Origin of the sequence: Streptomyces sp. NRRL WC-3618, assembly GCF_001280005.1 — a bacterium.
Classification (GTDB): Bacteria; Actinomycetota; Actinomycetes; order Streptomycetales; family Streptomycetaceae; genus Streptomyces.
The window spans coordinates 1-26,993 of the sequence record NZ_LGDW01000447.1 but is presented as its reverse complement, the minus strand read 5'-3'; the positions used below and the strand labels follow the sequence as shown (position 1 = coordinate 26,993).

At 70.6% G+C, this 26,993-nt stretch carries 16 protein-coding genes and 2 pseudogenes; 9 read left to right on the top strand and 9 right to left on the bottom strand.

Annotation, left to right across the window (positions count from 1 at the left end; all coding sequences use genetic code 11):
• The first annotated feature begins 105 nt into the window (after nucleotides 1-105).
• Together ADL01_RS42785 and ADL01_RS30045 are read left to right on the top strand one after the other, a co-directional pair.
• Nucleotides 106-553, top strand: a pseudogene (locus tag ADL01_RS42785) (pyridoxamine 5'-phosphate oxidase family protein).
• 155 nt (nucleotides 554-708) lie between these two features.
• Entirely contained in the window at nucleotides 709-1,539 is an 831-nt protein-coding gene (locus ADL01_RS30045) for a universal stress protein (protein WP_199834967.1), read from the top strand.
• A gap of 364 nt (nucleotides 1,540-1,903) precedes the next feature.
• On the opposite strand, the gene ADL01_RS30040 is transcribed toward ADL01_RS30045, so the two are convergent.
• The 5 genes from ADL01_RS30040 to adhE form a co-directional block, all read right to left on the bottom strand.
• The gene (locus ADL01_RS30040; protein WP_053745151.1) at nucleotides 1,904-2,329 is read right to left on the bottom strand and encodes a pyridoxamine 5'-phosphate oxidase family protein; all 426 of its coding nucleotides are present in this window, start codon (nucleotides 2,327-2,329) and stop codon (nucleotides 1,904-1,906) included.
• A gap of 165 nt (nucleotides 2,330-2,494) precedes the next feature.
• A complete protein-coding gene (locus tag ADL01_RS30035) occupies nucleotides 2,495-4,066 on the bottom strand; it encodes an oleate hydratase (protein ID WP_053745150.1) in 1,572 nt (523 codons plus the stop codon).
• Between the two features lie 170 nt (nucleotides 4,067-4,236).
• Nucleotides 4,237-4,635 carry a hypothetical protein gene (locus tag ADL01_RS30030; RefSeq protein WP_053745149.1) on the bottom strand — a complete coding sequence of 133 codons (399 nt, stop codon included), beginning with the start codon at nucleotides 4,633-4,635 and terminating at the stop codon, nucleotides 4,237-4,239.
• A 42-nt stretch (nucleotides 4,636-4,677) separates the two neighbouring features.
• Nucleotides 4,678-5,892, bottom strand: a complete 1,215-nt coding sequence (locus ADL01_RS30025) for a globin domain-containing protein (RefSeq protein WP_053745148.1) — start codon at nucleotides 5,890-5,892, stop codon at nucleotides 4,678-4,680.
• Nucleotides 5,893-6,155: 263 nt separating this feature from the next.
• On the bottom strand, nucleotides 6,156-8,858 hold the full coding sequence (adhE, locus tag ADL01_RS30020; protein ID WP_053745147.1) for a bifunctional acetaldehyde-CoA/alcohol dehydrogenase: 2,703 nt from the start codon (nucleotides 8,856-8,858) through the stop codon (nucleotides 6,156-6,158).
• 399 nt (nucleotides 8,859-9,257) lie between these two features.
• Between adhE and ADL01_RS30015 the strand changes: the two genes are divergently transcribed.
• The 3 genes and pseudogenes from ADL01_RS30015 to ADL01_RS42775 all read left to right on the top strand — a co-directional run.
• Nucleotides 9,258-10,976, top strand: coding sequence for a GAF domain-containing sensor histidine kinase (locus ADL01_RS30015; RefSeq protein ID WP_053745146.1), 1,719 nt, complete (start codon nucleotides 9,258-9,260; stop codon nucleotides 10,974-10,976).
• A gap of 714 nt (nucleotides 10,977-11,690) precedes the next feature.
• Nucleotides 11,691-12,533, top strand: a complete 843-nt coding sequence (locus ADL01_RS30010) for a universal stress protein (RefSeq protein WP_053745145.1) — start codon at nucleotides 11,691-11,693, stop codon at nucleotides 12,531-12,533.
• Between the two features lie 105 nt (nucleotides 12,534-12,638).
• Nucleotides 12,639-12,959: pseudogene (locus ADL01_RS42775) on the top strand (Hsp20/alpha crystallin family protein); the annotation flags it as partial.
• Nucleotides 12,960-13,010: 51 nt separating this feature from the next.
• On the opposite strand, the gene ADL01_RS30005 reads toward ADL01_RS42775, so the two are convergent.
• Nucleotides 13,011-13,952 carry a LysR family transcriptional regulator gene (locus tag ADL01_RS30005; RefSeq protein ID WP_053745144.1) on the bottom strand — a complete coding sequence of 314 codons (942 nt, stop codon included), beginning with the start codon at nucleotides 13,950-13,952 and terminating at the stop codon, nucleotides 13,011-13,013.
• 458 nt (nucleotides 13,953-14,410) lie between these two features.
• Here ADL01_RS30005 and ADL01_RS30000 point away from each other — a divergent pair, with 458 nt between their 5' ends.
• Together ADL01_RS30000 and ADL01_RS29995 are read left to right on the top strand one after the other, a co-directional pair.
• Nucleotides 14,411-15,970, top strand: a complete 1,560-nt coding sequence (locus ADL01_RS30000) for a serine/threonine-protein kinase (RefSeq protein WP_053745143.1) — start codon at nucleotides 14,411-14,413, stop codon at nucleotides 15,968-15,970.
• A 280-nt stretch (nucleotides 15,971-16,250) separates the two neighbouring features.
• Nucleotides 16,251-17,051, top strand: coding sequence for a FadR/GntR family transcriptional regulator (locus ADL01_RS29995; RefSeq protein WP_053745142.1), 801 nt, complete (start codon nucleotides 16,251-16,253; stop codon nucleotides 17,049-17,051).
• A gap of 31 nt (nucleotides 17,052-17,082) precedes the next feature.
• On the opposite strand, the gene ADL01_RS29990 is transcribed toward ADL01_RS29995, so the two are convergent.
• From ADL01_RS29990 to ADL01_RS29980, 3 genes are all read right to left on the bottom strand, one after another.
• Nucleotides 17,083-19,533: an ATP-binding SpoIIE family protein phosphatase gene (locus ADL01_RS29990; RefSeq protein WP_053745164.1), complete on the bottom strand. Its 2,451-nt coding sequence runs from the start codon at nucleotides 19,531-19,533 to the stop codon at nucleotides 17,083-17,085.
• 206 nt (nucleotides 19,534-19,739) lie between these two features.
• Nucleotides 19,740-21,767: a non-reducing end alpha-L-arabinofuranosidase family hydrolase gene (locus ADL01_RS29985; protein ID WP_053745141.1), complete on the bottom strand. Its 2,028-nt coding sequence runs from the start codon at nucleotides 21,765-21,767 to the stop codon at nucleotides 19,740-19,742.
• A gap of 52 nt (nucleotides 21,768-21,819) precedes the next feature.
• The gene (locus ADL01_RS29980) at nucleotides 21,820-23,415 is read right to left on the bottom strand and encodes a glycoside hydrolase 43 family protein (RefSeq protein ID WP_199834966.1); all 1,596 of its coding nucleotides are present in this window, start codon (nucleotides 23,413-23,415) and stop codon (nucleotides 21,820-21,822) included.
• A 432-nt stretch (nucleotides 23,416-23,847) separates the two neighbouring features.
• Here ADL01_RS29980 and ADL01_RS29975 point away from each other — a divergent pair, with 432 nt between their 5' ends.
• On the top strand, nucleotides 23,848-25,494 hold the full coding sequence (locus ADL01_RS29975) for a glycoside hydrolase family 27 protein (protein ID WP_053745139.1): 1,647 nt from the start codon (nucleotides 23,848-23,850) through the stop codon (nucleotides 25,492-25,494).
• Nucleotides 25,495-25,552: 58 nt separating this feature from the next.
• Nucleotides 25,553-26,965, top strand: coding sequence for a glycoside hydrolase family 43 protein (locus tag ADL01_RS29970; protein WP_107091030.1), 1,413 nt, complete (start codon nucleotides 25,553-25,555; stop codon nucleotides 26,963-26,965).
• The last annotated feature ends 28 nt before the right edge of the window (nucleotides 26,966-26,993 follow it).

Below are 26,993 nucleotides of genomic sequence, written 5' to 3'. Positions count from 1 at the left end.
GACCGATGGCTCCCTGGCCGGCGGCCATCGGTCCCCACGGTTTGACGATGGCGTGACGACGGACCGGCGCGCCCCCGACTCATCAGGTGAGAGACGAGAAGGCACATGGATGCCAACGACGGATTCCGCGAACTCGACCGGCAGGAGTGCCTGCGCCTGCTGGCCAAGGTGCCCGTGGGACGGATCGTGTACACACGGCACGCCCTGCCGGCGGTCCTGCCGGTCAACTTCGCTCTGGACAGCGACGGCGCGGTGCTGGTGCGCACCTCGGCCGCCTCGGACCTGGTGCGCGCGGTCGACGGAGCGGTGGTCGCCTTCGAGGCCGACCAGGTCGACGCGGCCACGAACTCCGGTTGGAGCGTCGTGGTCACCGGAGCAGCCGGCCTGATCACCGACCTCGCCGAGCACGAACGGCTGCTGCGCACCGGTCCGCGTTCCTGGGTGCCGGCCGGCGCCCAAGCAGATCTTCGTGCGTATCGACCCGGACCTGGTCACCGGTCGCGAACTCGCCGCCGGACGGACCCTGTACGGCGGCGTTCCCCTTGCCTTCTGAACGGCCCGTGCCACAAGGGCCGTTCGGCGCTCGGTCGGGCCCGCTCGGCGTCTGACGCAGGCGTCGGAGCCCGAGGAGCATCGTCCATGGAGGCCGTGACCGCGGCACGCGAAGCCTCCATCGGACAGTCACGCACAGATAGGGGAGGGACGGCCATGACCTCGCGTCACATAGTCGTGGGAGTGAACGGCTCCTTGAACTCGGTACGGGCGTCGGACTGGGCCGCGGCGGAGGCCGAACGGCACGGTGCCGCCCTGCGCGTGCTGTACGCGGTCCCCGACCGTGACGAGGCGGCACCGGTCCTTTGTTCCGCGGCGTCGCGGATACGGCGGCGGCATCCGGGGCTGCTGGTGGAAACCGTCGCCGTGGAAGGCGGCGTGGTGCACGCGCTGGCGCGGGAGAGCGCGACCGCGGACCTGACGGTTGTCGGAACACGCGACGGGGGCGGGTTGACCGGCGCGGCGTTCGGATCGGTGGGGATGAGGCTGGCCGTGCTCACGCGGGGACCGCTGCTGGTCGTACGCGGGGATCACCCGTGCGACGACGGGCGGGGCGTACTGCTCGGGCTGGAGGACGACCTCGACGCCGAGGCGGCTGCCTACGCCTTTCAGGAGGCCGAGCGCCGTAGCGCGACGCTCCGCGTCGTGCACTCCTGGAGCCATCGGCACGTCATCCCCGAACTGCCCTCCCTCGTACCGGCGCGCAGTCCGGGCCAGGAACGCCTGATCCGCGAGGTCCGGGCGGAGGAGGCCGTGCCGCGGTATGCCCTCACCCGCCTGCGGGACCGGCACCCGGACGTCGTGGTCGACACCCGCACGGTCCGCACGGCCCCTGCGGACGCCCTGCTGGAGGCCACCCGGGAGGCCGCCGTGGCTGTCATCGGCGCCCACCGCCGGACGAGCGTGTTCGGTCCGCGCCTGGGACCGGTCGCCCACACGCTCCTGCACCGGGCGCACTGCCCGGTGGTCCTGGTGCCCCACGGATGACGGGCGGCCCGGGGCTCGGCCGTTGGGGGACCGGCCGGCCCGCACCGGCGGACCGGCCGGTCCCTCGCCTCGTCGGCGCGGAGGAGCAACGGATCTACGACCACGTGCCGTTCGCGTGCGAGTCGACCTCTCTGCCGGGCCCTGTGACGGGCTCTCTGCCGGGAGCGGACCGGTCGGCTCGTCCGCTGACGGGGGTGGGGACTCTGCCGGCTCACCGCCGCCGCAGCGTGCGGGTGATCGCCGATCAGGGTGCGGATCGCGCTGCTGATGCCCGGCCCGGTGAAGCGCGCCGTTCTGCGGTATGCCGTCGCGCCGGTGCCGCACGAATGCCGGTGGGCGGCCGGACAAGGGCGGATGCGGGTGCTCAGTCAGGTGCCATCAGACGGAGGCCGGTGACCAGATCGGGGCGGATACGGACGGCGTGATCCATGCTCTGCGTGCTCCAGGGGCGCAGCAGGGCCTGATAGCGGGCCAGCTCCCGCAGATCGGTGACCAGCCGCGCATAGCCCGTCACGACCACGCTCCAGCCGAGATGGGTGAGCGGGTCTATGTCGTCGGCCTCGTAGGCGACGACGGCGCCGTCACCCCCCGCGTGCCCGGTGTACCGGGTCAGCGCGGCGTCACCGTGGGTGCGGATGACGATGTGGCCGTCGACCAGGAGATGGTTGACCGGGCGGATGGTCGGCAGCGCCTGCCGGGTGAAGACGACGCGTCCCAAGGACACGCCGCCCAGGAGCCGCAGCGCCTCCGCGCTCTCCAGTTCGACACTCCGTATCGTCGGGTCGCTCACAGTTCTCCGTCCCCGCCGCCAAGTGCGGCCTGACCATGTGGACGGAGCGACGCCACGGGGGATCGGCGCCGCTCCTGAGGCCACTCTCCCTCGGGCCACAGCGTTCCCGCTGGTGCCGAAGGTCCCCGGCGACGGGGCCGGATGTCCCTCCCCTTCTCGGGCGGGCTACCGGCGGTGCATGGTCTCCAGCGCGGCGGCCAGGACGTGGGGATGGTGGTGGCCCTTGTAGACCTCCGGCGGGTGCCTGTCCAGCTTCAGAAGCTGTGCCACCGCGGTCCAGGCCGTGCGCACGGAGTACTCGACGGTGAAGACGACGTCGTCCGGTACCTCCGCGAACTGCCCGACGAAGGCGAGGTTGACCGATCCCTTCGGGACCACCTCGGGCCGGTCTTCGCGGCGACGGGCCAGGAACTGGCTGGTGATGTACGGCATCACGCAGGGCACGACGGTGGAGGTCTCCAGGACCTGGGCCGTCGTCCGCTCGTCGAAGGGGAGGTGGTGCAGGACCTCTTCGAGGATCTCCCGGCCGGAGCACATCGTCATCGGCTTCGGTACGTGGCTGCCCGCACGGTCGGGGAACAGGCCGTAGCCCCACCAGACGCCGACGTTCTCGGGCTGGTCCCGGTAGACGGGCTGGCGGTTGGCGACGAGGGTCAGCAGCCAGGGGGAGCCGGTCAGGGTCATGAGGCCGCCCTTGCCGGCCGGACGGCCGCTGAACTCCTCCAGGGCCCTGAGGAAGGCGGGGTCCTTCGAGGTGACCGTGAACGACTCCCAGCGGGACTCCTTACGGTGGTGGTCGAAGGCGGCCGGGTTGCCGAAGTCCTCGCGTCCGCGGGCGAGCCGGTGCCACAGCAGCCAGGCGTCCGAGCGGTGCGGGGCCGGCGCGGGCGCGGCGGTGTGGGAGCCGAGGCTGGACGCGTCCGTCATGGACCCGTTGGTGACGATGACCAGGTCTTCGGGCGCGACGGGCATCTTCTCGTCGTGGCCGTTCCGGCTCAGGTGGAGGGTGTCGACCGTGCCGCTTCGGACGCCCGGGGCGAAGCCGAGGTCGGTGACTCGGCAGCGCGTGTGCAGGGTGACGCCGCGCTCACGGAGCCAGGCCGTCAGGGGCCGAACGATGGAGTCGTACTGGTTGTAGCGGGTGCGGTGGATGCCCGACATGGTGGCGAAGCCGGGGAAGAGATGGATGAAACGCCTCAGGTAGCGACGGAACTCGATCGCGCTGTGCCAGGGCTGGAAGGCGAACGTGGTGCACCACATGAACCAGAAGTTGGTGGTGAAGAAGTGCTCGCCGAAGCAGTCGGTGATCCGTTTGCCGTCCAGGCGCCCCTCGGGTGTGGCCAGGCAGCGGACCAGTTCCAGCCGGTCGCGCTCGGAGAATCCCATCGCGGTCGTGTCGATGATCTTGCCGTTCCCGTCGACGAGCCGGGCGATGTCGTCCCAGGCGAAGTCCTCGTGCCCGGCCAGGATCTCCTCGGTCACGGAGACGGCGGGGTCGTCGAGGGTGGGGATCGCGGACAGCAGGTCGTAGGTGCAGCGGAACTCGGCCTCGAACATCCGTCCGCCGCGCATGCTGTATCCGGCGTCCGGCGTGCCGCCCGCGTCCAGGCTGCCGCCGATGGTCCGGCCTTCCTCGAACAGGTGGATGTCGGATCCCTCGAAGCCGCCGTCGCGGATCAGGAACGTGGCCGCGGCCAGTGCCGCTATGCCGCTACCCACCAGATATGCCTTCGCCATCACGCAACTCCTCGTTCCGGCCTGCAGATCGGGAACCGGGGGGGTCCCGCGGTTCCCGACCGGCAGGACTCTCGTCAGTGGGCCGATGGGCACCGGACAGGTCCGGACGGCCCTCGAAGGGGGTGGCCCGGCCGGCGCACGTCACCGGCCGGGCCGCTGTCCGGCGGGATTCACGCCGCGCCCGGGGCTCCCGCTGCAGAGGGCAGGTCTCCGCCGCGCCACGGCGGGGCCGCCGGGCGATGTCCGTGGTCCCAGGCATGGGCGGCCTTGTCCGTCTGGCGCCGCAGCCGGTCCTGGAGCCGGTCGACGAGCGCCGTGCCGGTGGCCTCCTCCACCATCACGACCACCGGGTGTCCGCCGACGCGCAGATCGGCCGTGGCCGACCACGGGCGGTCGACGTGGTGTGCGGCCGCCCGCACGAGGCGCACCTCGCCGGAGACGGCGGGCAGGCCGGTCCTGCCCACCACGGCGTCGATCTTCGTACGGGCGTACGCCAGGGTCTCCTCCTCCACCGCGCCGACGGAGCGCAGCCGAACCGCGGGTTTCGCCTGGGTGTTGTCGCTGTTCATCAGGGGTTCCTCCTTGGGGATGTCGGGACGTTCGGGCGCGACTCAGACCGCGCTGCCGGGCAGCCACAGGTCGGGACCGAAGACCTCGTAACGGATGCGCCGCGCGGGGACCCCGGCGCTCAGCAGCCTGCCGCGCACGTCCCGCATGAAGGGCAGCGGCCCGCAAAGGAACACGGAGGCACCGTCCGGGAGTCCGACGCCGCTCGGGTCCATCAGGCCGGTGCGGGCGTCGGGTTCCTGCGCTCCAGGGTGCTCGTACCAGAAGACGGCGCGGGCGCCCGGCAGTTGAGCGACCAGGTCGTGTGTCTCGGCGCGCAGGGCGTGGTCGGCGGGGGAGCGGTCGGCGTGCAGGACCAGTACCTGTCGGGTCGAGCCGAGGGCCGCGAGGTGGGCCAGGATTCCCGTCATAGGGGTGCAGCCGATGCCCGCCGACACCAGGACGAGCGGGGTGGTGGCGTCGGCCCCGTCGTCGAGGAAGACGTCGCCGAACGGCGCGGACAGCAGCAGTTCGTCTCCCTCGCGAACGGTGCCGTGCAGCAGGGTGGAGACCTCGCCGTCCGGACCGTCGGCGTCGCCCGTGACCCGCTTCACGGTGATCCGCCGCAGCTCTCCGCCCGGTGCCGAGGAAAGGCTGTACTGGCGCAGTTGGTGCGTTCCGTCGGCCATGGCCACGCGGACGCTCACGTACTGGCCCGCCCGGGCCCGTGGCGCCGGTTCGCCATCGGCGGGGCGGAGCAGGAAGGAGACCACGTCGGCGGTCTCGGTACGGCGTTCGACGACCGTCCAGGGCCGCCAGATCCCGCCGGGCTGGACTCCCGCGTCCTGGTAGAGGAGGGTCTCGCGGCTGATCAGCGCGCCGGCCATCAGCCAGTAGACCTCGTCCCAGGCGGCCGCCACCTCCGGCGTGACCGCGGCGCCGAGGACCTCGGCGATCGCGCCGAACAGGTACTTGTGCACGATCGTGTACTGGTCGTCGGTGACGCCCACGGCGGCGTGCTTGTGGGCGATCCGGGACAGCAGGGCGTCCGGCCGCACTCCGGGGTTCTCCAGCAGCGCGCCGGCGAAACCGGCGATCGAGGCGGCCAGAGCCTGGCGTTGGGCGCCGCTGGCCTGGTTGCCGCGGTTGAACATCCCGTCGAGCAGCTCCGGCCGGTCGTGGAACATCGTGGCGTAGAAGCGGGCGGTGATCTCGTCGAGCGCTCCGGCCACGGCGGGCAGGGTGGCCCGGACAAGGGCGGCGGATTCTGCGGACAGCATGGAATCTCCCGGAAGGGGTGGATGAAAGGGAAGGGCGGCCGCGTCGCCTCGGGCGGTGGCGTCTTCTGTGTAGCAGGCGCGGGGCCGCGTTCCGGCGCCGTTCGGGGCCTACGGGCCGAAGCAGGGCCGAAGGGCCCCATCACTCGGGCGCATCGGCCCTGTGGGATCTGCTCGATCCGGGCCGGACGGCCGTGCGGCGACGGCCGGGTGCCCCCTGGCACCGCTGTCGCCGGCCCATGGTCGCGGCGGCGGCGGCGCGTGGACTACGGCTGTGTTGCCCGCTCGGCGTCGGGACGGGCCTGCGTTCGCCCGTAGTAGGCCGTACGCATCAGTTCGCGCATGTCGTCGAGCATGGGCATCCTCGGGTTGGCGGGCGCGCACTGGTCCTCGTAGGCGTTGAGGGCCTGCTGGGGAAGGGCGGCCAGGAAGGACCGCTCGTCGACGCCCAGGGCCTGGAACGTCGGCTCGATGCCCAGCGTGTCGCGGAGCCGCTCCACCGCGGAGGCGAGCGACTCGACGCCCTCCGCAGGGGTGGCGGCGGGCAGGCCGAGGGTGCGGGCGATGTCCTGGAAGCGTTCGGGGGCCAGGTAGCTCTCGTACTTGGGCCAGCCGGTCAGCTTCGTGGGGACCGTGCCGTTGTAGCGGATGACGTGCGGCAGGAGCACGGCGTTGGTGCGGCCGTGCGCGATGTGGAAGGTGGCGCCGAGGGTGTGGGACATGGCGTGGACGATGCCGAGGAAGGCGTTGCCGAAGGCCATGCCCGCGAGGGTGCCCGCGTTGTGCATCTTCTCCTGGGCCCGGGGCCGGGCCGCCCGGTCGTTCACGGCGGACTCGATGTTGTCGAAGATCAGCCTGATCGCGTGCAGGGCGAGGCCGTCCGTGAAGTCGTTGGCGTACACCGACACATACGCCTCGATGGCGTGGGTGAGGGCGTCGAAGCCGCTGTCCGCGGCCAGCGCGCGGGGCAGCGCGGCGGTGAGCAGCGGGTCGATGATGGCCACGCTGGGGGTGAGCGCGTAGTCGGCCAGCGGGTATTTCTTGCCGGTGGCGGGGTCGGAGATGACGGCGAACGGGGTCACCTCGGCGCCGGTTCCGGAAGTCGTCGGTATGCACACCAGGCGGGCCAGCCTGCCCAGGGTCGGGAAGCGGAAGGCTCGCTTACGGATGTCGGAGAACTTGTGCCGCATGTCGGCGAAGTCGACGTCCTTGCCCTCGGCCTGCTGCTCGTACAGCAGCCACATCACCTTGGCCGCGTCCATGGGTGAGCCACCGCCGAGGGCGATGATGGTGTCCGGGCGGAAGTCGCCCATGAGACGGGCGCCGCGCCGGACGGAGTCGATGCTGGGTTCGGGCTCCACGTTGTCGATGACCTGGACGGTGACCGGTTCCCGGCGCCGTCGCAGCACGCGCTCGACCCGGTCGACGAGACCGAGGCGGGTCATCGTCGCGTCGGTGACGACGGTGACGCGGTGGACGTCCGGCATCGAGGCCAGGTAGCGGATGGACTGCTGCTCGAAGTAGATCTTCGGCGGGACCTTGAACCACTGGAGGTTGTTGCGGCGCGCCGTGACACGCTTGACGTTCAGCAGCTGGGCGACGGAGACGTTGTTGGACACCGACGTGCTGCCCCAGGATCCGCAGCCCAGCGTCAGCGACGGCAGCAAGCTGTTGTAGATGCCGCCGATCGCACCCTGCGACGACGGGGCGTTGACGATGACGCGCACGGTCTTCATCCGCTTGCCGTACGCCTCGGCCAGTGCCGTGTCCTCGGTGTGGATGACGGAGCTGTGGCCCTGTCCGTGGAAGGCGACCATGTCGGCGGCCAGGTCGAAGCCCTGCTCCTCGGAGTGGGCGCGCAGGACGGCGAGGACCGGGCAGAGCTTCTCGCGGGTGAGCGGCTCGTCCGGGCCGACCCGGTCGGCCTCGACGAGGATGAGCGAGGTCCCGTCGGGCACGGTGAAGCCCGCCTGCTGCGCGATCCAGGCCGGGCTCTGGCCGACGGCCGCCGAGTTGACCTTGGGTTCGCAGCCCGCGCCCCCGGAGTCGGCCCGGGCCGCGGGGAACAGGAACGTCTCGAGCTGCGACTTCTCCTCGGCGGTGGTCAAGTGGGCGTGCAGGGTGCGGAATTCGGCCAGGGCGGCGTCGTAGATCTCGTCGTCCAGGATGACGGCCTGTTCGGAGGCGCAGATCATGCCGTTGTCGAACGCCTTGGACAGCACCAGGTCGTTGACGGCCCGGCGCAGCTCGGCGCTGCGATGGACATAGGCGGGCACGTTGCCGGCGCCCACGCCCAGGGCGGGCTTGCCGGCCGAATAGGCAGCCTTGACCATGGCGTTGCCGCCGGTGGCGAGGATCAGCGAGACGCCGGGGTGTCGCATCAGGGTGTCGGTGGCCGCCACGGACGGGGTCTCGATCCACTGCACACAGTGTTCGGGCGCACCCGCGGCGACGGCCGCGTCGCGCACGATGCGGGCCGCCTGCGCGGAGCAGCGCTGGGCGGACGGGTGGAAGGCGAACACGACCGGGTTGCGGGTTTTCAGCGCCATCAGCGCCTTGAAGACGGTGGTGGAGGTCGGGTTGGTGACGGGTGTGATCGCGCACACCACTCCCACGGGCTCGGCCACCTCGATCAGGTCGTCCAGGTCGTCGCGGGCGATGACGCCGACCGTCTTCATCGGGCCCATGCCGTGCGTGACGTGCTCGCAGGCGAACATGTTCTTGGCGGCCTTGTCCTCGAAGACGCCTCGTCCGGTCTCCTCCACCGCGAGGGCCGCGAGCGCGGTGTGCTGGTCGAGGGCGGCGACCGATGCCTTCTTCACGATGTGGTCGACCTGATCCTGGTCGAGCGACTCGTAGTCGGCGAGTGCCTTGAGCCCGTTCGTCACCAGCCGGTCCACCGCGATGGCGAGGTCGGACGGCGCGGCGGCGTGGCCGGTGGTCGCGCCGGGTTCGTCGTGGCGGGTCATGGGGGCGAGCCTCCGTCGTCGAGAGGGTGCCGCCGCAGGCGGCGCGGGAGGGAGCGGGAACACGAGGCGTGGGTACCGCTCCCACCAGCAGCGTCTCCCGTCAGGGGTTCTCCCTCCCAGGTCCCGTTGGGCCCTTCGAAGGGCTGAACGGCCCCGCTTGACACGGACGTTCAGCCTGTTGACCACGCCGATCACCCCGTCGATCCGACACGTCAGCCAGATCGCCGGCGTGGCATCGGGGGCAGGGGCTGCCGGTCCCTTCCGCCGGGCTGATCGGCCCAGGCGGGAAACACCGGGCACTCGGCCCGATTCGCTGTCGCCCGCTCCGGCCGAGCACTAACGTGGCACATGATCGGACCGGTGGGCGTCCGGCCGTTGAGGGGACCTGGAGGAGTACACGTGGGAACCCCGGAGGAAGCCCGCGTACGGCTGCCTCAGCTGCGACTTGACGAGCTGCTGGAGGAGCTGCAGGCGCGGCTGGACGCGGCCCGCGGCACCCGCGACCGGGTGCACAGCCTGCTGGAGGCGGTACTGGCCGTCGGCCGGGAGCTGGACCTGGAACAGGCCCTGCGCAGCATCGTGGAGGCCGCGGCGGTGCTCGTCGACGCCGAGTACGCGGCGCTCGGCGTGATCGGTCCGGACGGAAAGCGACTGTCCGCGTTTCATACGGTCGGGGTCAGCGAGGACCAGATCGCCGAGATCGGCTCCTACCCGGAGGGCCACGGCATTCTGGGGGAGCTCATCAGTCACCCGGAGCCACTGTGCCTCGCGAAGATCTCCGACCACCCCGCCTCGTACGGCTTCCCGGCGCACCACCCGCCGATGAACACCTTCCTGGGTGTCCCGATCCGGGTGCGCGAGCAGGCCTTCGGCAACCTGTACCTGACCGAGAAACGGGGCGGAGCCCAGTTCGACGAGGACGACATCTCCGTCACGCTCACCCTCGCCGTGGCGGCCGGCGTCGCCATCGACAACGCCCGGCTGTACGCCGAGTCCCGGCAGCGCGAGCGCTGGCTGCGAGCGAACGCGGAGATCACCCACAGCCTCATGTCCGGCGGTGCGCGTACCGATGTCCTCGGGCTGATCGCCGATCGGGCCGGCGAGATCACCCAGTCGGCACTGGCCGCGGTGGCGCTGCCCATGGAGGACACCGGGGCGCTCGCTGTGGAGATCGCCGTCGGGACGAACGCGGAGGCGCATCGAGGGCTCGTACTGTCCATGGACAAGAGCCTGATGGGCCTGGCTTTCGCCGGCGCGGCTCCGGTCACCAGCGCCGACGTCGGCCATGACGAACGGATCTCCCTCGAGCCTCCCCGGTTCGATGGACTCGGATCCGCCGTGGCCGTGCCCATCGGCACGGGCGAGGGGGGTGCGCGAGGCGTGGTGCTGCTGGCACGCGAGGCCGGCGGGCCGGCGTTCACGGCGACGGAGACCGAGACGCTGCAGGCCTTCGCCGCTCAGGCCGCCATCGCCATGGAACTGGCGGAACGCCGCGAGGACGCCGAGCAGATCGCGGTGCTGGAGGACCGCGACCGGATCGCCCGCGACCTGCACGACCTGGCGATCCAGCGGCTGTTCGCCACCGGCATGACCCTGCAGAGCGCGGGCCGTTTCATCGAGCACGAAGGGGCCTCCGAGCGCGTGGTGCGCGCGGTGGACGACCTCGACGAGACGATCAAGATCATCAGGTCGACGATCTTCGGGCTGCGGACCCGTGACGGCGCCGGGGAGGCCGGTCTGCGGGCCCGGGCCGTACGGGTCGTGGGGCAGGCCGCGCCGGTCCTGAGCTTCGCCCCGAGTGTGCGGATGGAAGGCCTGCTGGACACCGACGTTCCGAAGGAGACCGCCGACCACGTGGTGGCCGTCCTCTCCGAGGCCCTGACCAACATCGCCCGGCACGCCCGTGCGAGCCGTGCCGACGTGGTGCTGGCCACGGACGGCCGGGAGATACGGCTGTCGGTCACCGACAACGGTGTGGGCATCCCCGCCGACGGCCGCCGCAGCGGGCTGCGCAACATGGCGGAGCGGGCCGAGCAGCTGGGCGGCCGACTGGAGCTCGGGAATCCCGAGGACGGCGGGACCACGCTGATGTGGCGGGTGCCGTTGCGGAAGGCGTAGGGCGCGCACGGCGACTCCGGCCGCTTCCGGCGGAACACTCAGGTCCGCGTGGTGGCCGCCGTGCGGTGTGCCACGGCGGGCCGCGCGGGAGAAGCGGGTGGCGTCCTTCCCGCCGCTTCCAGCCGCCGGGACCCGCATCATCACGCCTGCCGCCCCTCCGGCCGATGCGACCCCGTGTACAGGGCCTTTCCGGACCCCTCTCCGACCTCTTCGGCCCAAGTGCTCTGCCGCGCAGTGGAGTTGGCTGGAAGCACGGAGAATGACGCAGGCCAGGGAGGGCGAGGACAGTGGGTACCAGTCTGACACCGGAGTTCTGGGAACGGTTCGCGGTGCTGCTCGTGCTGGCAGCAGGCGTGGCGTGTGTCCTCACTGCCGCCGTCGACGGTCTCGCCGTCCGGCTGCTGCGGCGTCGGACACACGGGGCCGCTCGCGGACGGCGAGGCCGGCGGTCACCTGCTCCGGGTCGAGGGAGACCGGTGCCACCCTCTGGCGCGCCGGCTGTGGAGGGTGCAGTGGGTACGGGCCGTCCCGCACTGCGCTCCGCACCCGGACGACCGGTGTGGTCAGAGCTCGCTCACCATCCGTAGCCACCGAGGCCACATGATTTCCGCCTCCCGACGCCAGGGCCGGTCGGGCCCCTGACAGGGACCTCAGGCCCCTGCTGTCGCCCGTGTCCGCCTCGGAAGACTGACGGCATCCCTGAAGGAGGTCCGCATGTCCGCCATCACCGTCGGTCTCGACGGCTCGCCCGAGAGTCTCGCCGCCGCAGACTGGGCCGCTCGCGAAGCGGCGCAACGAGACGTTCCTCTGCATCTCCTCCATGCGGAGGAGCCGTTGCGCTCGGCGTACCCGTCTTTCGTGGGAGATCCTGCGTCGGTCGTGATCGACGCGCAGCGTCAGTGGGCCGCTGACCTGCTGCGCGAGGCGGAGTCCCGGGTCGCGCGGCTCCATCCCGGCCTCCGTGTCACGACCGGGCAGGTGGCAGAGGGGGCCGTTTTGGCCCTGCTGGCCACCACCGAGGAAGCCGGATTGCTGGTCCTGGGATCCAGGGGTCTCGGCGCGGTGGCCGGGTTCCTGGTCGGCTCCGTCGCGCTGGCCGTGGTGGCGCGTACCGAGCGGCCCGTCGTTCTCGTGCGTGCGGGCGGGCACGCGGAGGACGAGCATCTGCCGGATGCCACAGGTACGGGGGCGACGAGTACTCCGTACCGCGACGTGGTTCTCGGGCTGGACATCGAGGACCCGGGCGACGCCGTCATCGAGTTCGCGTTCGAGGCCGCCCGGCGTCGCGCGGCCGGTCTGCGGGTGATCCATGGCTGGAACCCGGGACTGACTGACCTCCTGCGGCCCTGGAAGGACAAGTTCCCCGACGTGGAGGTGACAGCGCAAGCAGTCGTCGGCGGGGCCGGCCGTCATCTCGTGCACGCTTCACGGGACGCGGCGCTGGTCGTCGTCGGACGGAAGAGGCGCCACGCCCCGGTCGGCAGCCGCATCGGCCCGGTCACTGACGCCGTGCTTCAGCACGCCTGCGCACCGGTCGCGGTTGTGCCCCACGCCTGACGAGCGGCGGAACGTCGGGCCCGACGGCGCCGACGACGGCGGGGCACCGAGGCAGGTGGGCCGAACAGTGGATACGGCCGTCCGGACGGCCCGGAGAGAAGCACGAAGCACCGCACCGAGTTCCGCTACGGCACCTTCGCCCGTTCCGTCCGCCTGCCGGCCGGGGCCACGGGCCAGGAGGCGACCGCGGAGTACAAGGACGGTGTCCTGACCATCAGGGTCCCGGTCCCGCAGGAGAAGGCGGGGACCAGGACCATCCGGGTGCGGCGCGACGGAGGCAGGGGGCGTCGAGCCGTACCAAGTGTGCGCGGCCGGTGGTTCGCCGGCCGCGCACACTGTCGCGCTCGACAGGCGCCGGAGGTGTGGTGTCGCTCCGCTCGGACTCGCGGACGGCGGCTCGAAGCACCGCACAGCGGGTCACGCTGACCGTGAATCACCGCGCCGAGGGCGGCGGCCCGGACGGCGTGGTGGGCGTCGCTATCGGCCCAGAACGGCGCGCGCTGCCTCGCGTACGGCGGCGATGGTGGGTTCGTCGCGGCGCTCGGCAAGCCAGGCCAGGGCGGCACTGCAGGGGGTGAGATCGGTGACGTCGACGTAGCGGATGCCGGGGCGGGGGAACAAGTCGCGGGCGGCTGACGGGAGGAAACACATCGCCTCGCCCTCGGCCACGGCGTGCAGCAGGGCCTCCATGTCGGTGGCTACCGGCCCGTACCGCACGGTGCTGCCGTCGGGGCGCGGGTCCACCGCCCAGAAGTCCCACCACACCCGCGGCACCTCCGCGGGCATGGCGACCACGGGCCGGCCGGCCAACTGCGCCAGGGAGACGCTGGGCAGGGCGGCCAGCGGATCGTCGGCGGAAAGGCAGGCCACGCGAGGCTCGGTGGCGAGATGGCGCACCTCTATGCCGGCCGGGACGGGGGGCCGTAGGAACATCACATCGACCTCCTGCCGGACGAGAGCGGCGAGATGATCGGCGAAGTTGAGGCTGACCACCCGCAGCGTCATCCGGGGACGCTGGTCCAGCAGCTGGCGCAGGACGGCGCGGGTGTGCGGCATGGCGGCCTCGGCCCCGATGGTTCCCGCGACGAGCTGGTCCGAAAGCTGGCGCGCCTGGGCGTCGGCCATCCTCCGCACCCGCGTCACGGCGTCGACGGCTGCTCGCGCATCGGGGAGCAGGGCCCGTCCGGCGGCGGTGAGGGCGACCGCACGGCTCGTGCGCTCGAACAGCTTTACCCCCAGACGCTGTTCCAGGTCCCTGATCTGCTGGCTGAGCGCGGACTGCGTGATGAACAGACGTGTGGCGGCGCGCCTGAAATGGAGCTCTTCACTGAGCACCACGAATAGACGCAACTGGTGGACGGACGGTTCCGTCGCCTTCTCAAAACGCTTATCGGCTATGGCAGTTGCCCATCTCCTCATCCATGAGGATTATCTTATCGGCGCGATGAGATTCCGCATGCCTGAAAGCCATGACAACGAGGGTGCTGGCGTGTGAATGTTCTGAACGCTGCCCTGGTCGCCGGACTGACCCTCCTGCCTTGAGGCCGGGCACTGCCGCACTCGCTCGTTGCAGGGAATCAGACGGGGGAACCGAACGTGAGCGTGATCAGCATGCCGTCGCCGGAGCACTGCCGATGTCGCAGGCTCCCGCCTGCTCGCGCGGCGGGCCGGCGAATCCGCACAACGGCCCCTCCTGGGAAGCGGGTTCACCCCTCCGGGCCCAATCCGACCGGGAGCGCCCACGACAAGCCGGTGAGCATCCGGCTCGACCCGAGGGACGTCGCCCGCTTCGGCCGCGGCTCCGCGTCCGTTTCCGTCGATCTGCGCCTCCTGCCGCCGAGAAGAGCGTCGCTTCAGCGGACGGGGGTGGCGGGAGGATGAACAGCGGATCCGTGGAGATGATCCCGCGCGGCTACCGGGTCGGCGAGTGGGAGGTCACCGACCTGATCGGGGCCGGTGGATGGGGGACGGTGTACGCGGCCAGGCGCGCCGACAATCCGGACGTCGGCGAGGACGGGAACGCTGGCGGGAGCGGGAGCGGGAGCGGGAGCGGGAGCGGGAGCGGTACCGGGTCGGCCGGGCGCGGGGAGACAGCCCCGACGGAGGTCGCGCTCAAGTTCCTGCCCACGGCCGGGCTCGCGCCGCGTCAGGCGCGCGGACTGGTGGAGACCGGCCGGCGCGAGACCGAGATCAGCCGGCGTACCCGGCATCCCCGGCTTATTCGGCTGTTCGACTCCATCACGCTGGGCGAGTCCGCCGGTTCGGCCTTCGACGGGGCCGTGGTGCTCGTGATGGAGCGGGCCGAACGAAGCCTGCGCGAACGGCTGGAGGCTTCGTCGGCCGACGCGCGATCCGCCGCCCCGTCCGAAGAAGAGCCGCTGTCGGAGGAAGAGGGCGCGCGGCTGCTCACCGAGATCTGCGAAGGGCTGGCGCACCTGCACGGACTGGGCTGGGTGCACGGAGATCTCAAGCCCGACAACGTCCTGATCATGGCGGACGGATCGGTACGGCTGGCGGACTTCGGCCTCTCCGTGGAGCTGACCGGCACCCACGCCTACATACCGCCCCTGGGCACCCCTGACTACCTGCCGCCGGAACGCTGGCAGGCGTCGCTGGGTGAGCGAGGCGTGCAGGTGCGCCAGAGCACCGACATCTGGGCGCTGGGCGTGATGATCCACCAGGTCTTCACCCAGGGCGCCTCGCCGTTTCCCGGTGCCACCCCGGCGGCCCGCGGAGCCGCCGCCCAGGAGTACGCCGACGGACGGGCACCGCTGCGCATGGATCTGCGCGTGCCGCCCTTCTGGCGTGAGCTGGCGGCGGACTGCCTCAGCCCGGCGCACACCGACCGTGCCGCGCACACCGCCGAGAGCGTGCTGGGCCGTATCCGGGCCGAGCAGGAGCGAGCTGCGCCGCCGCCCGGAGCACGGCGCGGACGCAAGGTCCTGGCAGCCGCCGCGCTGGCGGTGGCCGTCGGCGGGGTGGGCGCCTTCGGATGGCTCCAGTTCGGCAACGACGACGACCGTTCGCCGGGCAGCGGCGACGCGTCCCGGCGGGGCGGGGCGACGGCGAGCGTCGTGCCGACCGCGCGCATCGAGGTGTACAACGCCGAGCGTTCGTGCCAGCGGCTCGGCGACCGCGACAACCTGTGCAGCCTCGGACTCGCCATCGACCCGTCGAAGCCGTACGCCGCCTACAACGTCGTGCTGACGAGGGTGTGGGACGGCGACGTCCTGACCGCCGACTGCCAGTTCTCGCAGGGGACGCCGGTCGCCGACGAGGTGGGCACGCGCTCGGTGCGGTGGTACAGGGTGCGTCTCACGGCGGAGAAGGGCCAGACCACGGCCTGGCTGCCGGCGGTGCGGACGAAGGATCGTCCGGCACTGGCGGAGTGCCCCGCCCGGCCCTCTACGGGCTCACCTGCGTCCGGCAGTCTGTGATTACCTCCGGCCGGCCCCATGGCTGTGGCCGCAGCGGCAATGAGCCGCCCTATCGAGTGGCGGATCGAGGTTCCTGCGGCATTCTTCTCGGCGGTTTGCGGGAGACAGTTCAACCATGGTGCCGAGAATTACCCTGCAACCCACTAATTGCCCGATTCTGTCCCAGAATTCATTGCCGGAGCCAGCCCTGGATGAATACGACTCATTACCGTGCAGGGGTACGATGCGATCGGCGCCCCAGCGATGAGTCGCCTCTTCGAGCCATCCGGAGGTAGGACAGATGAACGACACGCCCTTGACCGAAGCGGACGCGCCAGTGCAGCCCTCTCCCGTGGAGACGGCAGCGGCGAACCGCTCGGACGAGGCGCGCGGTGCCTACCGGCCCGGCTACGAAATCGTCGCCGAGCAGATCCTCGACTACATCGCCCAGGGGCGCCTGGTGCCGGGTGACCGGCTGCCCACGGAGAACGACCTGGCCAAGACGCTGAACACCAGCAGGGCAGTGGTCCGGGAAGCCGTGAAGATCCTCTCGGCGCTCGGCCGCGTCCGGGCGCACAAGGGACGCGGTCTGTTCGTCGCGGACGACGAGGGCATGCTCGTCACCAGCCGCTGGGGCGGCTTCTTCCGCCCCGTCGACATCGATCACGTCCTCATGCTGTTCGAGTTCCGCAGGGTTCAGGAGATGGCCGCCAGCAGTCTGGCGGCCACCCGTGCCACCCCGGCCGAGCTGCGCGCCATCGAGGTCGCCGTGCAGCAGTGCCGACACGGATTCGTCCACCGGCAGATCGACGAGTTCAACCAGGCGGACGAGGACTTCCACGCGGCCGTGACCGCCGCCTCGCACAACGCCTTCCTCGCCAGCGCCGTGCGCGACGCACGCCGGCTGCAGCGGCAGTCCAGCGCCATCGGCATCCACGACACGTTCGGTGAGGGCACCGAGCGCGCGGTCGAGGAACACGAGGCGATCTACCGGGCCATTCGTGACGGCCGGCCCGACGAGGCCGCCGAGGCCACGGCGGCACATCTCAACAGGACGCTGGACGACTACCGGCGGGAGATCCAGCGGCGCCTGTTCGGATAGCGGCCGGGCAGGGGCACAGGAACTGACGGGCTCAGGGAGCCGGCGGCTCCGCAAAGGTCTGCGCGCACCAGATCGTCTTGCCGTTGGTGGTCTGCCGGGTGCCCCAGCCCTGGGTGAGCTGGGCGACGAGCAGCAGGCCCCGGCCGCCCTCGTCGAAGGCACGCGCCCGGCGCAGATGTGGTGCGGTGTCGCTGGCGTCGGAGACCTCGCAGATCAGGGAGGTGTGGCGGATCAGCCGCAGCTTGATCGGCGGCTCGCCGTATCTGATGGCGTTGGTGACCAGCTCGCTGACGACCAGCTCGGTGACGAACGCCGCCTCCTCCAGGCCCCACGCGTCCAACTGGTCCAGCACGAACTTCCTGGCGCGCGGCACCTGAGCCGGGTCTGGCTCGACGTCCCAGTCCGCGACGTGCTGGGGATCCAGGGCCTGGGTACGGGCGAGCAGCAGTGCGGCGTCGTCGCTGCGGTCTTCGGGGAGCATGGCGTCCATGACCGTGTCGCAGAGGCTCTCCAGTGAGGCGCCCGGCTCCTTCAGAACCCGCAGCAGTTCGGCGGTGCGCTGGTCGATGTCCATCTCGCGGTTCTCCATCACCCCGTCGGTGTAGAGGGCGACCAGGCTGCTCTCGGGCAGTTCGACCTCGACCGACTCGAAGGGCAGCCCCCCGATGCCGAGCGGCGGACCGGGCTGCACGGACACGGGAGTGCTGGTTCCGTCCGGGGAGATGATCAGCGGCAGCGGATGGCCGGCGCTCGCCAGGGTGCAGCGGCGGGAGACCGGGTCGTAGACGGCGTACAGGCAGGTGGCCCCGAACTCGCCGGCGGGCTGGAAGTGGCCGGCCGACTGGACATCGTTGGACAGGTGGATGACCAGGTCGTCCAGGTGGGTCAGCAGCTCGTCCGGCGGCAGGTCCACGTCGGCCAGGGTGCGGACCGCCGTGCGCAGCCGGCCCATACTGGCCGAGGCGTGCAGGCCGTGGCCGACGACGTCGCCGACGACCAGCGCCACCCGGGCGCCGGACAGCGGGATGACGTCGAACCAGTCGCCGCCCACTTCCGCGCCGGTTCCCGCTGGCAGGTAGCGGGAGGCCACCTCGATCGCCTCCTGGCTCGGCAGCCGCTGTGGCAGCAGGCTGCGCTGCAGGGTCAGCGCGGTGGTGCGCTCACGTGAGTAGCGCCGGGCGTTGTCGATGGCGACGGCCGCCTTGGCGGTCAGTTCCTCGGCGAGGATCAGGTCGTCGGCGGTGAAGCTCTCGGGCCGGTCGCTGCGCTCGAACGCGACGACGCCGAGCAGCGCGCCGCGGGCCCGGAGCGGCACGGTGATCCGGCCGGTCACCCCGTCCGCGGCGAGGGACTCGTCGATCAGCGGGTTGCCCGGCGGCCAGTGGGCCGGGTCGGCCGCGATTCCCGGCCCGAAGGCCCATTCGCCGCCCTGGTCGGGCGCAGCGGCGAGCTGAACGGTGGACCGGCCGGCGGTCATGCAGTGGGCGGCGACGGAATCGGGAAGGTGCGTGACCGAGTTCGCCGGCTGGGGAGCCCGGTCGACCCCCTCCTTCACGCTGTGCCGAGCGGCACGGCTGAGCCTGATCGTCTCGCCGGGGGTGAACGCGGCCACGGAGGGTGGTTCCTCTCCGCGCAGCACCTCGTCGAAGAGATCCACGCTGACGAGGTCGACGAATCCCGGCACCGAGGTCGTGGCCAGTTCCTGGGCGGTGCCGATCACGTCGAGTGTCCGGCCGATGCCGCCGCTCGCCTTGTTGAGGAGGAGCAGACGCTGCCGGGCCCAGTACTCGGCGCTCATGTCGAAGCCCCAGTTGGCGACCGCGCGGACCTGGCCCTCGGCGTCCCGGACGGGCCAGATGCTGGTGGCCCAGGCGTTCGCGTAGTTGCTGCCCCGCGGCTGGAAGACGGTGATGAGGCGGGCGGGCACGCCGGTCCTCGCCACTTCGGCGAGCTTGTCGGTGTACGGCTTGTCGTCCCTTTCGGGAAACAGCGAGCGGTCGAACTCGGGAAGCACCTCGCGGTACTTCTTACCGACCACTTGTTCCTCGGAGTGCGCGATCACCCGGCCCGAGGAGGCGTTGATCCACAGGAACCGCAGGTCAGGGTCGTAGACGCCCAGAGCGAAGGGGCACTGTTCGAAGGCCCGGTCGGCGATCACCGGCCGGCGTCCCCAGCGCTGTACGGTCACCGCGTGGCCCAGCGGCCGGCCGTCGGGGCCGTGCAGCGGGTGAGCCGTCACCACGGCGTCCACCGTGGAACCGTCCCGGCGGCGCACCGGCATGAATCCCGTCTGGTCGGGGCCGCCTGCGTGGCTCTCGGGGAAGCCGGGCGGGGGATCGACCAGCAGGTCCGTCACCGGGCGCCCCACCGTGTCCTGCGCCGTCCAGCCCAGCAGCAGCCGCCCGCCCTCGCTCCAGCCGCTGATCACGCCGTCCGGGCCCACCACCGCTGCGGCAGTCGGGGAGTCCCCCTTCTCAGCCATCTCCACGCGCCACGCCTCCGTCCGGACAGCCGCGCCCGTAAGGACTGGTCTCCAGCCGCTGTTTCCACCCTAGATCCGCCCCGTCCCACGCGCCGCCCCGGCAGATGCGTTCGAGGGCGGCCCGCGGGTGCGGCCCGGGGGCAGCGGCACAGCAGGCGACCGCGGGAGCGCGTCGTTCGCGCTCCCGCGGTCGCCTGCCGGTGCTGTCAGCAGGTGGAGTTGGTCTGGGTGAGCAGGCCCAGACGCCACGGCAGACTGTTGTAGTCACCGCTCGCGTTGGGGTCCTTGCCCTGGTACAGGTACTGCAGCTTGCAGGCGGGGATGGTGAGCGTCTGGTCGTAGCCCGCGCGGATCATCTCGCCGTGGCTGATGTCCTTGGACCAGGTGCCGCCGGGGAACGACACGTTGCCGGACTTGGCGAACGGGTTGCTCTCGGACGCGGCCAGCGGCGACCACGATCCGGCGAGGCTGCCGGCCGTCCAGGAGCGGAAGTAACGCCGGCCGTCCGCAGCGACGGCCTCGACGAGCAGCAGGTACTGGTTGCTGCCCTGGACCTTGTAGATGTTGGAGGCCTCGAACATGGCGAACTTGGAGTCCTGGGCCGCGATGACCGTGTTGGTGAAGCCGTTCGGGAACTGGCCTACGGTCGTCTGGGAGCGGTACAGGTGGCCGTTGTCGTCGGAGGAGAACAGGTAGCAGTTCGCGCTGTCGCAGATCACCCACATGTCGACCCAGTAGCCGCCGCCGATGTTCTGCCGGATGATGTCCGGCATCGACGAGTAGAAGTTGCGCGGGGCGCTCCACCCGTTGGGGTTGCTGATGTCCGGGTTGGTGGAGTACGACGCGTTGCCGGTCTGGTAGACGAGGTACCACAGCCGCTGCGGCGCGTTGTAGAACACCTGTGGCGCCGCCCGGTACCCGGTGCCGATGGCACTGCGGTCCAGGTAGTGGTGCGTGGCCGATCCGGCCTGGGACCAGTCGCTGAAATTCAGGTACACCAGGTTGTACCCGGACGCCTGAGCGGTGCTGGCGAACACGTGGTACTTGCCGTTGTAGTAGACGACCGACGGGTCCTTGATCCCGGCGATCCTGTGGGTCGCGTCCGGCTTCGGGGCGATCAGCGATCCGCTCGAGTTCCACCGGAAGCTGGAGGGGAGCGCGGCGGCGGACTTGGCCGAACGGGTGTCCACCGACCGTGCCGCGTGGCTGCCGCCCAGCGCGTTCAGCGTCGACTGGAAGGCGGCCTTCTTGTTGCCGTTGCGGTCGAACAGCAGCGGGTTCTCCCCACTGCGCCAGGAGTCACTGTCCCGGATCCCCCACACGGTGATGCCGGTGCAGCGTGCCACGTTCATGCACGCCCGGACGGTGTTCGCGTACGCCGACCCCGACGCCTGTGCGATGTCGAGTTCGGTGATCTGTACGTCGACACCGAGCGCCGCGAAGTTCGACAGGGTCGTCTGGAAGTTCGAGGGCGGGCCGCCGGCGCCGAAGTGGGACTGCAGGCCGACGCAGTCGATGGGCACGCCACGCGCCTTGAAGTCGCGCACCATGCGGTAGACGCCCTGGGTCTTCGCGTCGTTCCAGTTCTCGATGTTGTAGTCGTTGTAGCAGAGCTTGGCCGCCGGGTCGGCCGTCCGCGCGGTGCGGAAGGCCTGTTCGATGTAGCCGTCGCCCAGCACGTTCTGGAACACGAAGGAGCGGTGCGTGCCGCTCCCGCCGTCGTTGAACGCCTCGTTGACCACGTCCCAGGAGTGGATCTTTCCCTTGTAGTGGTTCATCAACGTGGTGATGTGGTTGTTCATCACGCTGCGCAGGGTGTTCGCGTCCCTGATGGAGCTGACCCAGCCGGGCAGTTGCTGGTACCACACCAGCGTGTGGCCCCGCACGCGCTGACCACGGGCCGCCGCGCGGTTGGCGATCTGGTCGCCGGGACCGAAGTTGAACGAGCCGCGAGCTCGCTCGGTGGTGTCCCACTTCATCTCGTTCTCGGCCGTGACCGAGTTGAACTCGCGGTCCAGGATGTTCGTGTACGTGCTGTCGCCGAGTCGTCCGCCGGCCACGGCGGTGCCGAAGTACCGCCCGGACTGGGCCGCCTGGGCGCCCAGCGTGGAGGCGCGGACGTCGTCGGGGGCGGCGTTCGCGGTGCTCGCGGCGGCTGGCGTCACCAGGGCGGCCACGGCCAGCAGGGGTAACACCGTGGCTCGGCGAAGGCCGAGCCGTTTCAGCGGATTCATTGTTCTCCTTGCGCGGGTTGGGTGGGGGGTCGCGCTGTGCCGTCGACGGGCCTCAGGGCGTCGACAGCTCGAACCGCAGGACGCGGACCGCGCCGCCGAGCGCCTGTGTGGCGTGGTTGAAGAGGGCGAATCGGTAGCCCATGAAGAAGCGCCAGTCGTTGCCCAGGGAGAAGGCGGGCCCCAGACGCGTGAACGTGACGCCGTCGGTGCTGTAGGAGAAGACCGCGGAGCGCGCCGCGCCGGGACGGATGTCCGCGCTCGCGCGCAACCAGAGGCGACCGCCCGAGACAGCCGCGCTCGCGGCCTCCGTGCCGGTGCCGGTGGTGTTCCAGTTGCCGTCCATGGTCAGCCGGTCGACCATCGCCACCCGGGTCCCGCCGCCGTCGCGCCTGACACCGATCCAGGCGGACGAGTCACGCAGCAGGGCGAGCCCGGCCCGGTCGCCGTCCCGCATCGCCGAGTAGTCGAGCTGGACCGTGGCGGTGGAGGAGGGCCCCTGGATCCGGTGCGTGAGTGTGTTGCGGGCCCAGTACAGGTCGTTCGTGACGGTCGCGGTGCGCAGGGTCAGGCCGTTGCCGGTGGACCACCTGGAGTTGTCGGGGTTGTGGTTCCACTCCCACCTCGGCTTGAGGGTCGTACCGTCGAAGGTGTCGACGCCGATCATGGGGGTGACCTGGCGGGGTGGCGTGGGCACGGCCGGGCTCGGATACGACGTGCCCCAGGCGCCGTTCACCAGCTGTACGACGGGCCAGCCGTCCGAGGTCCAGGTGACCGGCGCGAGGACGGGGACCCGGCCACCGGGATACGCGTCCACGAAGGCCATGTAGTACCAGGCGCCACCCTGCGTCTGCACCAGCCCGCCCTGGTGCGGGACGCCCCCGCCGGCGATCGGGCCACGCAGGTCGAGGAGGACCTGCCGCATCGTGTAGGGACCGAAGGGGCCGCTCGACGACTTCAGGATGTACTGGCCGTTGGCCGGGCGGGTCAGGAAGATGTAGTACTGCCCGTTGATCTTGTAGAAGCGGGAGCCCTCGAGGGTGCCGACACTCGACGGTGTGCTGAACACCTGCTGGGTGCGGACCTGGCTCCGGCCGTCGGGGGTCAGCTGCGCCACGCTGATGGTGGAGTTCCCGTACGACACGTACAGGGTGTCGTCGCTGTCGACGAGCAGCCCCGCGTCGTAGTAGGCCGTGTTGATCGTCGTGAGTCTGCTCCAGGGACCCTCGACGGCGGTGGCGGTGTAGAGGTATGTCCGGGCGAAGTCGATCTGGCCGAGCCAGTAGAACGTCCTGTTGCTCGGCCGGTAGGCCAGTGACGACGCCCAGACGCCCCGGACGTAGCCACGCCCGCCGTTGAGGTCGTACTTGGCCCCGAAGTCCAGGACGGGCACCGAGTGACCGGCGATCTCCCAGTTCACCAGGTCGTACGACCGCAGGACCGGCGCGCCCGGCGAGTAGTGCATGGTCGACGCCGAGGCGTAGTAGGTGGCACCGACCCGGATGACGTCGATGTCCGCGAAGTCCTGCCAGATCACCGGGTTCCCGTACGTGGCCTGGGCTGCGGCTGCCGCCCGGGACGCGGGGGCCAGTGGCAGCAGGGCGCCGGCGGCCACTCCGGTCGCGACGGTCAGTGCCTGCCGACGATCCATTGAATGTCGAGAGCATGACATATCCATGTGTCGTTCTCTCTGTCAGGGAGTGTGCGGGACGGGGAACGTCATCTGGCTCGTTGCCAGGATGATATGAGCCCGACACATCCCGTCAATACCTCTCGCAAAATTCGCCACGCTCCTCGAAATGTTTCGGAAATTGGGGCGTTCGGTGAGGGGTGAATGCTGCTCGGCCCTCCTCCCATCAATAGGTCCCGGGCGTGTGCAACGGGACTGACGGGTCGAAAGGTGTTGACACGCTGGAGGTTCTCTCTAGCATCCGTACAGTCGGCGATCCGAAATGCGATCGAAATTTCGAACGGGCTCCATGTGTCGTGGACTGTGATGAGCCATCGAATTGTGCGGTTTTCATCCGCTGTCTGCCCACGTGCGCCGTACAGGTCGGATTGCCCTTCCCTGAAAGGAGCCCCGGTGCCCAGACGATCAGGCAGTCGGCTGCTGCGTCTCCTCGCGGCCGCCGCCATGGTGTTTACCGCGTTCTCCACGGCCTCTGCCCACTCCACCGCTTCGGCCGCACCCGGCAGCCCGGCGCTCACCCCGCCCCTGGGCTGGAACAGCTGGAACAGCTTCGGATGCGGGATCACCGAGGCGCAGGTCCGCCAGGCCGCCGACGCCATGGCGTCCTCGGGCATGCGGGACGCCGGGTACCGGTATGTCGTGGTGGACGACTGCTGGTTCGACCCGCAGCGTGACGGGGCGGGGAACCTGCGGGCCAACCCGACCAAGTTCCCGAGCGGGATGAAGGCCCTCGGCGACTACATCCACAACAAGGGCCTGAAGTTCGGCATCTACCAGGTGCCGGGCGAACGCACCTGCGCGCAGACCAGCGGCGGCTATCCCGGGTCGACGGGCAGCAAGGGGCACGAGAACCAGGACGCCGCCACGTTCGCCTCGTGGGGCGTGGACTACCTCAAGTACGACTGGTGTTCCTCCAGCGGCACCCGTGACGAGCAGGTCGCGCGATTCAAGCTCATGCGCGACGCCCTGCGCTCAACCGGGCGGCCGATCGTGTACAGCATCAACCCCAACAGCTTCCACGCGATCACCGGCTCCACGTACAACTGGGGCGAGGTCGCCGACCTGTGGCGGACGACCGAGGATCTGCTCGACATCTGGCAGAACAACAACACCAACAGCTACCCGATGGGCGTCGGCAACGTCCTGGACGTCACCGCGCCACTGGCGGCGCAGGCGGGTCCGGGGCACTGGAACGACCCCGACATGCTGGTCGTCGGCCGTCCCGGTCTGTCGCTGACCGAGTCCCGGTCCCACTTCGCCCTGTGGTCGCTGCTGAGCGCACCGCTCATGGCCGGCAACGACATCCGGACCATGTCCCCGGACGTGAGCGCGATCCTGCGCAACCCGCGGCTGCTGGCCGTGAACCAGGACTCGCTGGGCGCGGGCGGGCGCAGGGTGCGCGACGACGGCAACACCGAGGTGTTCGCCAAGCCCCTGTCCGACGGCTCGGTCGCGGTCGGCCTGTTCAACCGGGGCGGCGGCACCGCCACGATCAGCACCACGGCCGCGCAAGTCGGCCTGTCCGGTGGGCAGTTCACCCTCACAGACCTGTGGACCGGCGGTACGTCGAGCACGTCCGGGCAGATCACGGCGAGCGTGCCCGCGCACGGCGTGGCCGTCTACAAGGTGAGCGGTGGCAGCCCGCTGAGCGCCACCACCTCGCGGCTGCGCGCCACCGCGTCCGGCCGCTGCCTGGACGTGGACAACGCCTCCACCACTGCCGGGGCCACGGCGCTGATCTGGGACTGTCACACGGCCGCCAACCAGCTGTGGACCACCTGGGCCGGCGGTGAGATCCGCGTCTTCGGCGACAAGTGCCTGGACGCCTACAACCAGGGCACCACCAACGGCACCCGGGTCATCACCTGGGCCTGCAACGGCCAGACGAACCAGGCATGGACCCTCGGCTCCGACGGAACGGTCCGCAATGTGCGCGCCGGGCTGTGCCTCGATGTCGACCGGGCCGGCACCGCCAACGGCACCCCGCTGGTCCTGTGGTCCTGCGACGGCCGGGCCGGCCAGAAATGGACCCGCGCGTGAGGGACGTAGCGCACCGCCCGACAGCTCAGCCACCAGCAGGCGTCCACCGGAGGCCATGATGATCACAGCTCGACCGTTACCCCCCACCGGTGCGAGGCTCACCCGGGCGGCCGCCTGGGTGATGGGCCTCCTGCTGGCGTTCGCCGTTCTTCCCGCCGTCATGCAGCCCACGGTGGCCAGGGCCGACAACCCGATCGTCCAGCACGTCTACACCGCCGATCCGGCCCCGCTGGTCCACAACGGACGGGTTTACCTCTACACCGGGCACGACGAGGACGGGTCCACCTACTTCACCATGAAGGACTGGCGGGTGTGGTCCTCCGCCGACATGGTCAACTGGACCGACCACGGCTCACCGCTCAGCCTGAACACCTTCAGCTGGGCGTCCAAGGACGCGTGGGCGGGACAGGCCGTGCAGCGCAACGGCCGGTTCTACTGGTACGTGCCGGTGACGAACCGGGCGACCGGCCGGATGGCCATCGGCGTGGCGGTGGCTGACAGCCCCACCGGACCGTTCCGGGACGCCCTCGGTCACCCGCTGGTGGAGAACGGCGAGATCGACCCGACCGTCTTCATCGACGACAACGGCCAGGCCTATCTGTACTGGGGCAACCCGAATCTGACGTACGTCAGGCTGAACGCGGACATGACCTCCTACTCGGGCAGCCCCACCAGGATCCCGCTCACCACCGCGGGATTCGGCACCCGCACCGGCGACGCCAACCGTCCCACGCTGTTCGAGGAAGGCCCCTGGGTCTACAAGCGGAACGGTCTGTACTACCTGGTGTTCGCGGCCAAGTGCTGCTCGGAGTTCATCGCGTACTCCACGGCACCCGGCCCGACCGGCCCCTGGACCTATCGAGGGACGATCATGCCCACCCAGGGCGGCAGCTTCACCAACCACCCCGGACTCGTGGACTTCAAGGGCAATTCGTACTTCTTCTACCACAACGGCGCGCTCACGGGCGGCGGTGGCTACACCCGCTCGGTCGCCGTGGAGAAGTTCTCCTACAACGCCGACGGCACGATCCCGACGATCAACATGACGAACACCGGCGTCCCCGCGGCCGACACGCTCAATCCCTACGTACGCCAGGAGGCCGAGACGATCGCCTGGGGATCCGGGATCGAGACCGAACCGGCCACCGAAGGCGGAATGAACGTCGGCTGGATCGACAACGGCGACTACGTCAAGGTCAAGGGCGTGGCCTTCGGTCGGGGCGCGTCCTCCTTCGCCGCGCGCGTCGCCTCGGGCAGCTCCGGCGGCACGGTCGAACTGCGCCTGGGTTCGCCGAGCGGCACGGTGGTGGGCCGGTGCGCTGTGCCCAACACCGGGGGCTGGCAGGCCTGGACGACGGTGACCTGCCCGGTCACCGGCGCGACGGGAACCCAGGACCTCTACCTGCGGTTCACCGGCGGCAGCGGCTACCTGCTCAACGTGAACTGGTGGCAGTTCACCCCCGCCAGCTGACCGGAGAACGCGGGCCGGGGGCCGGGGG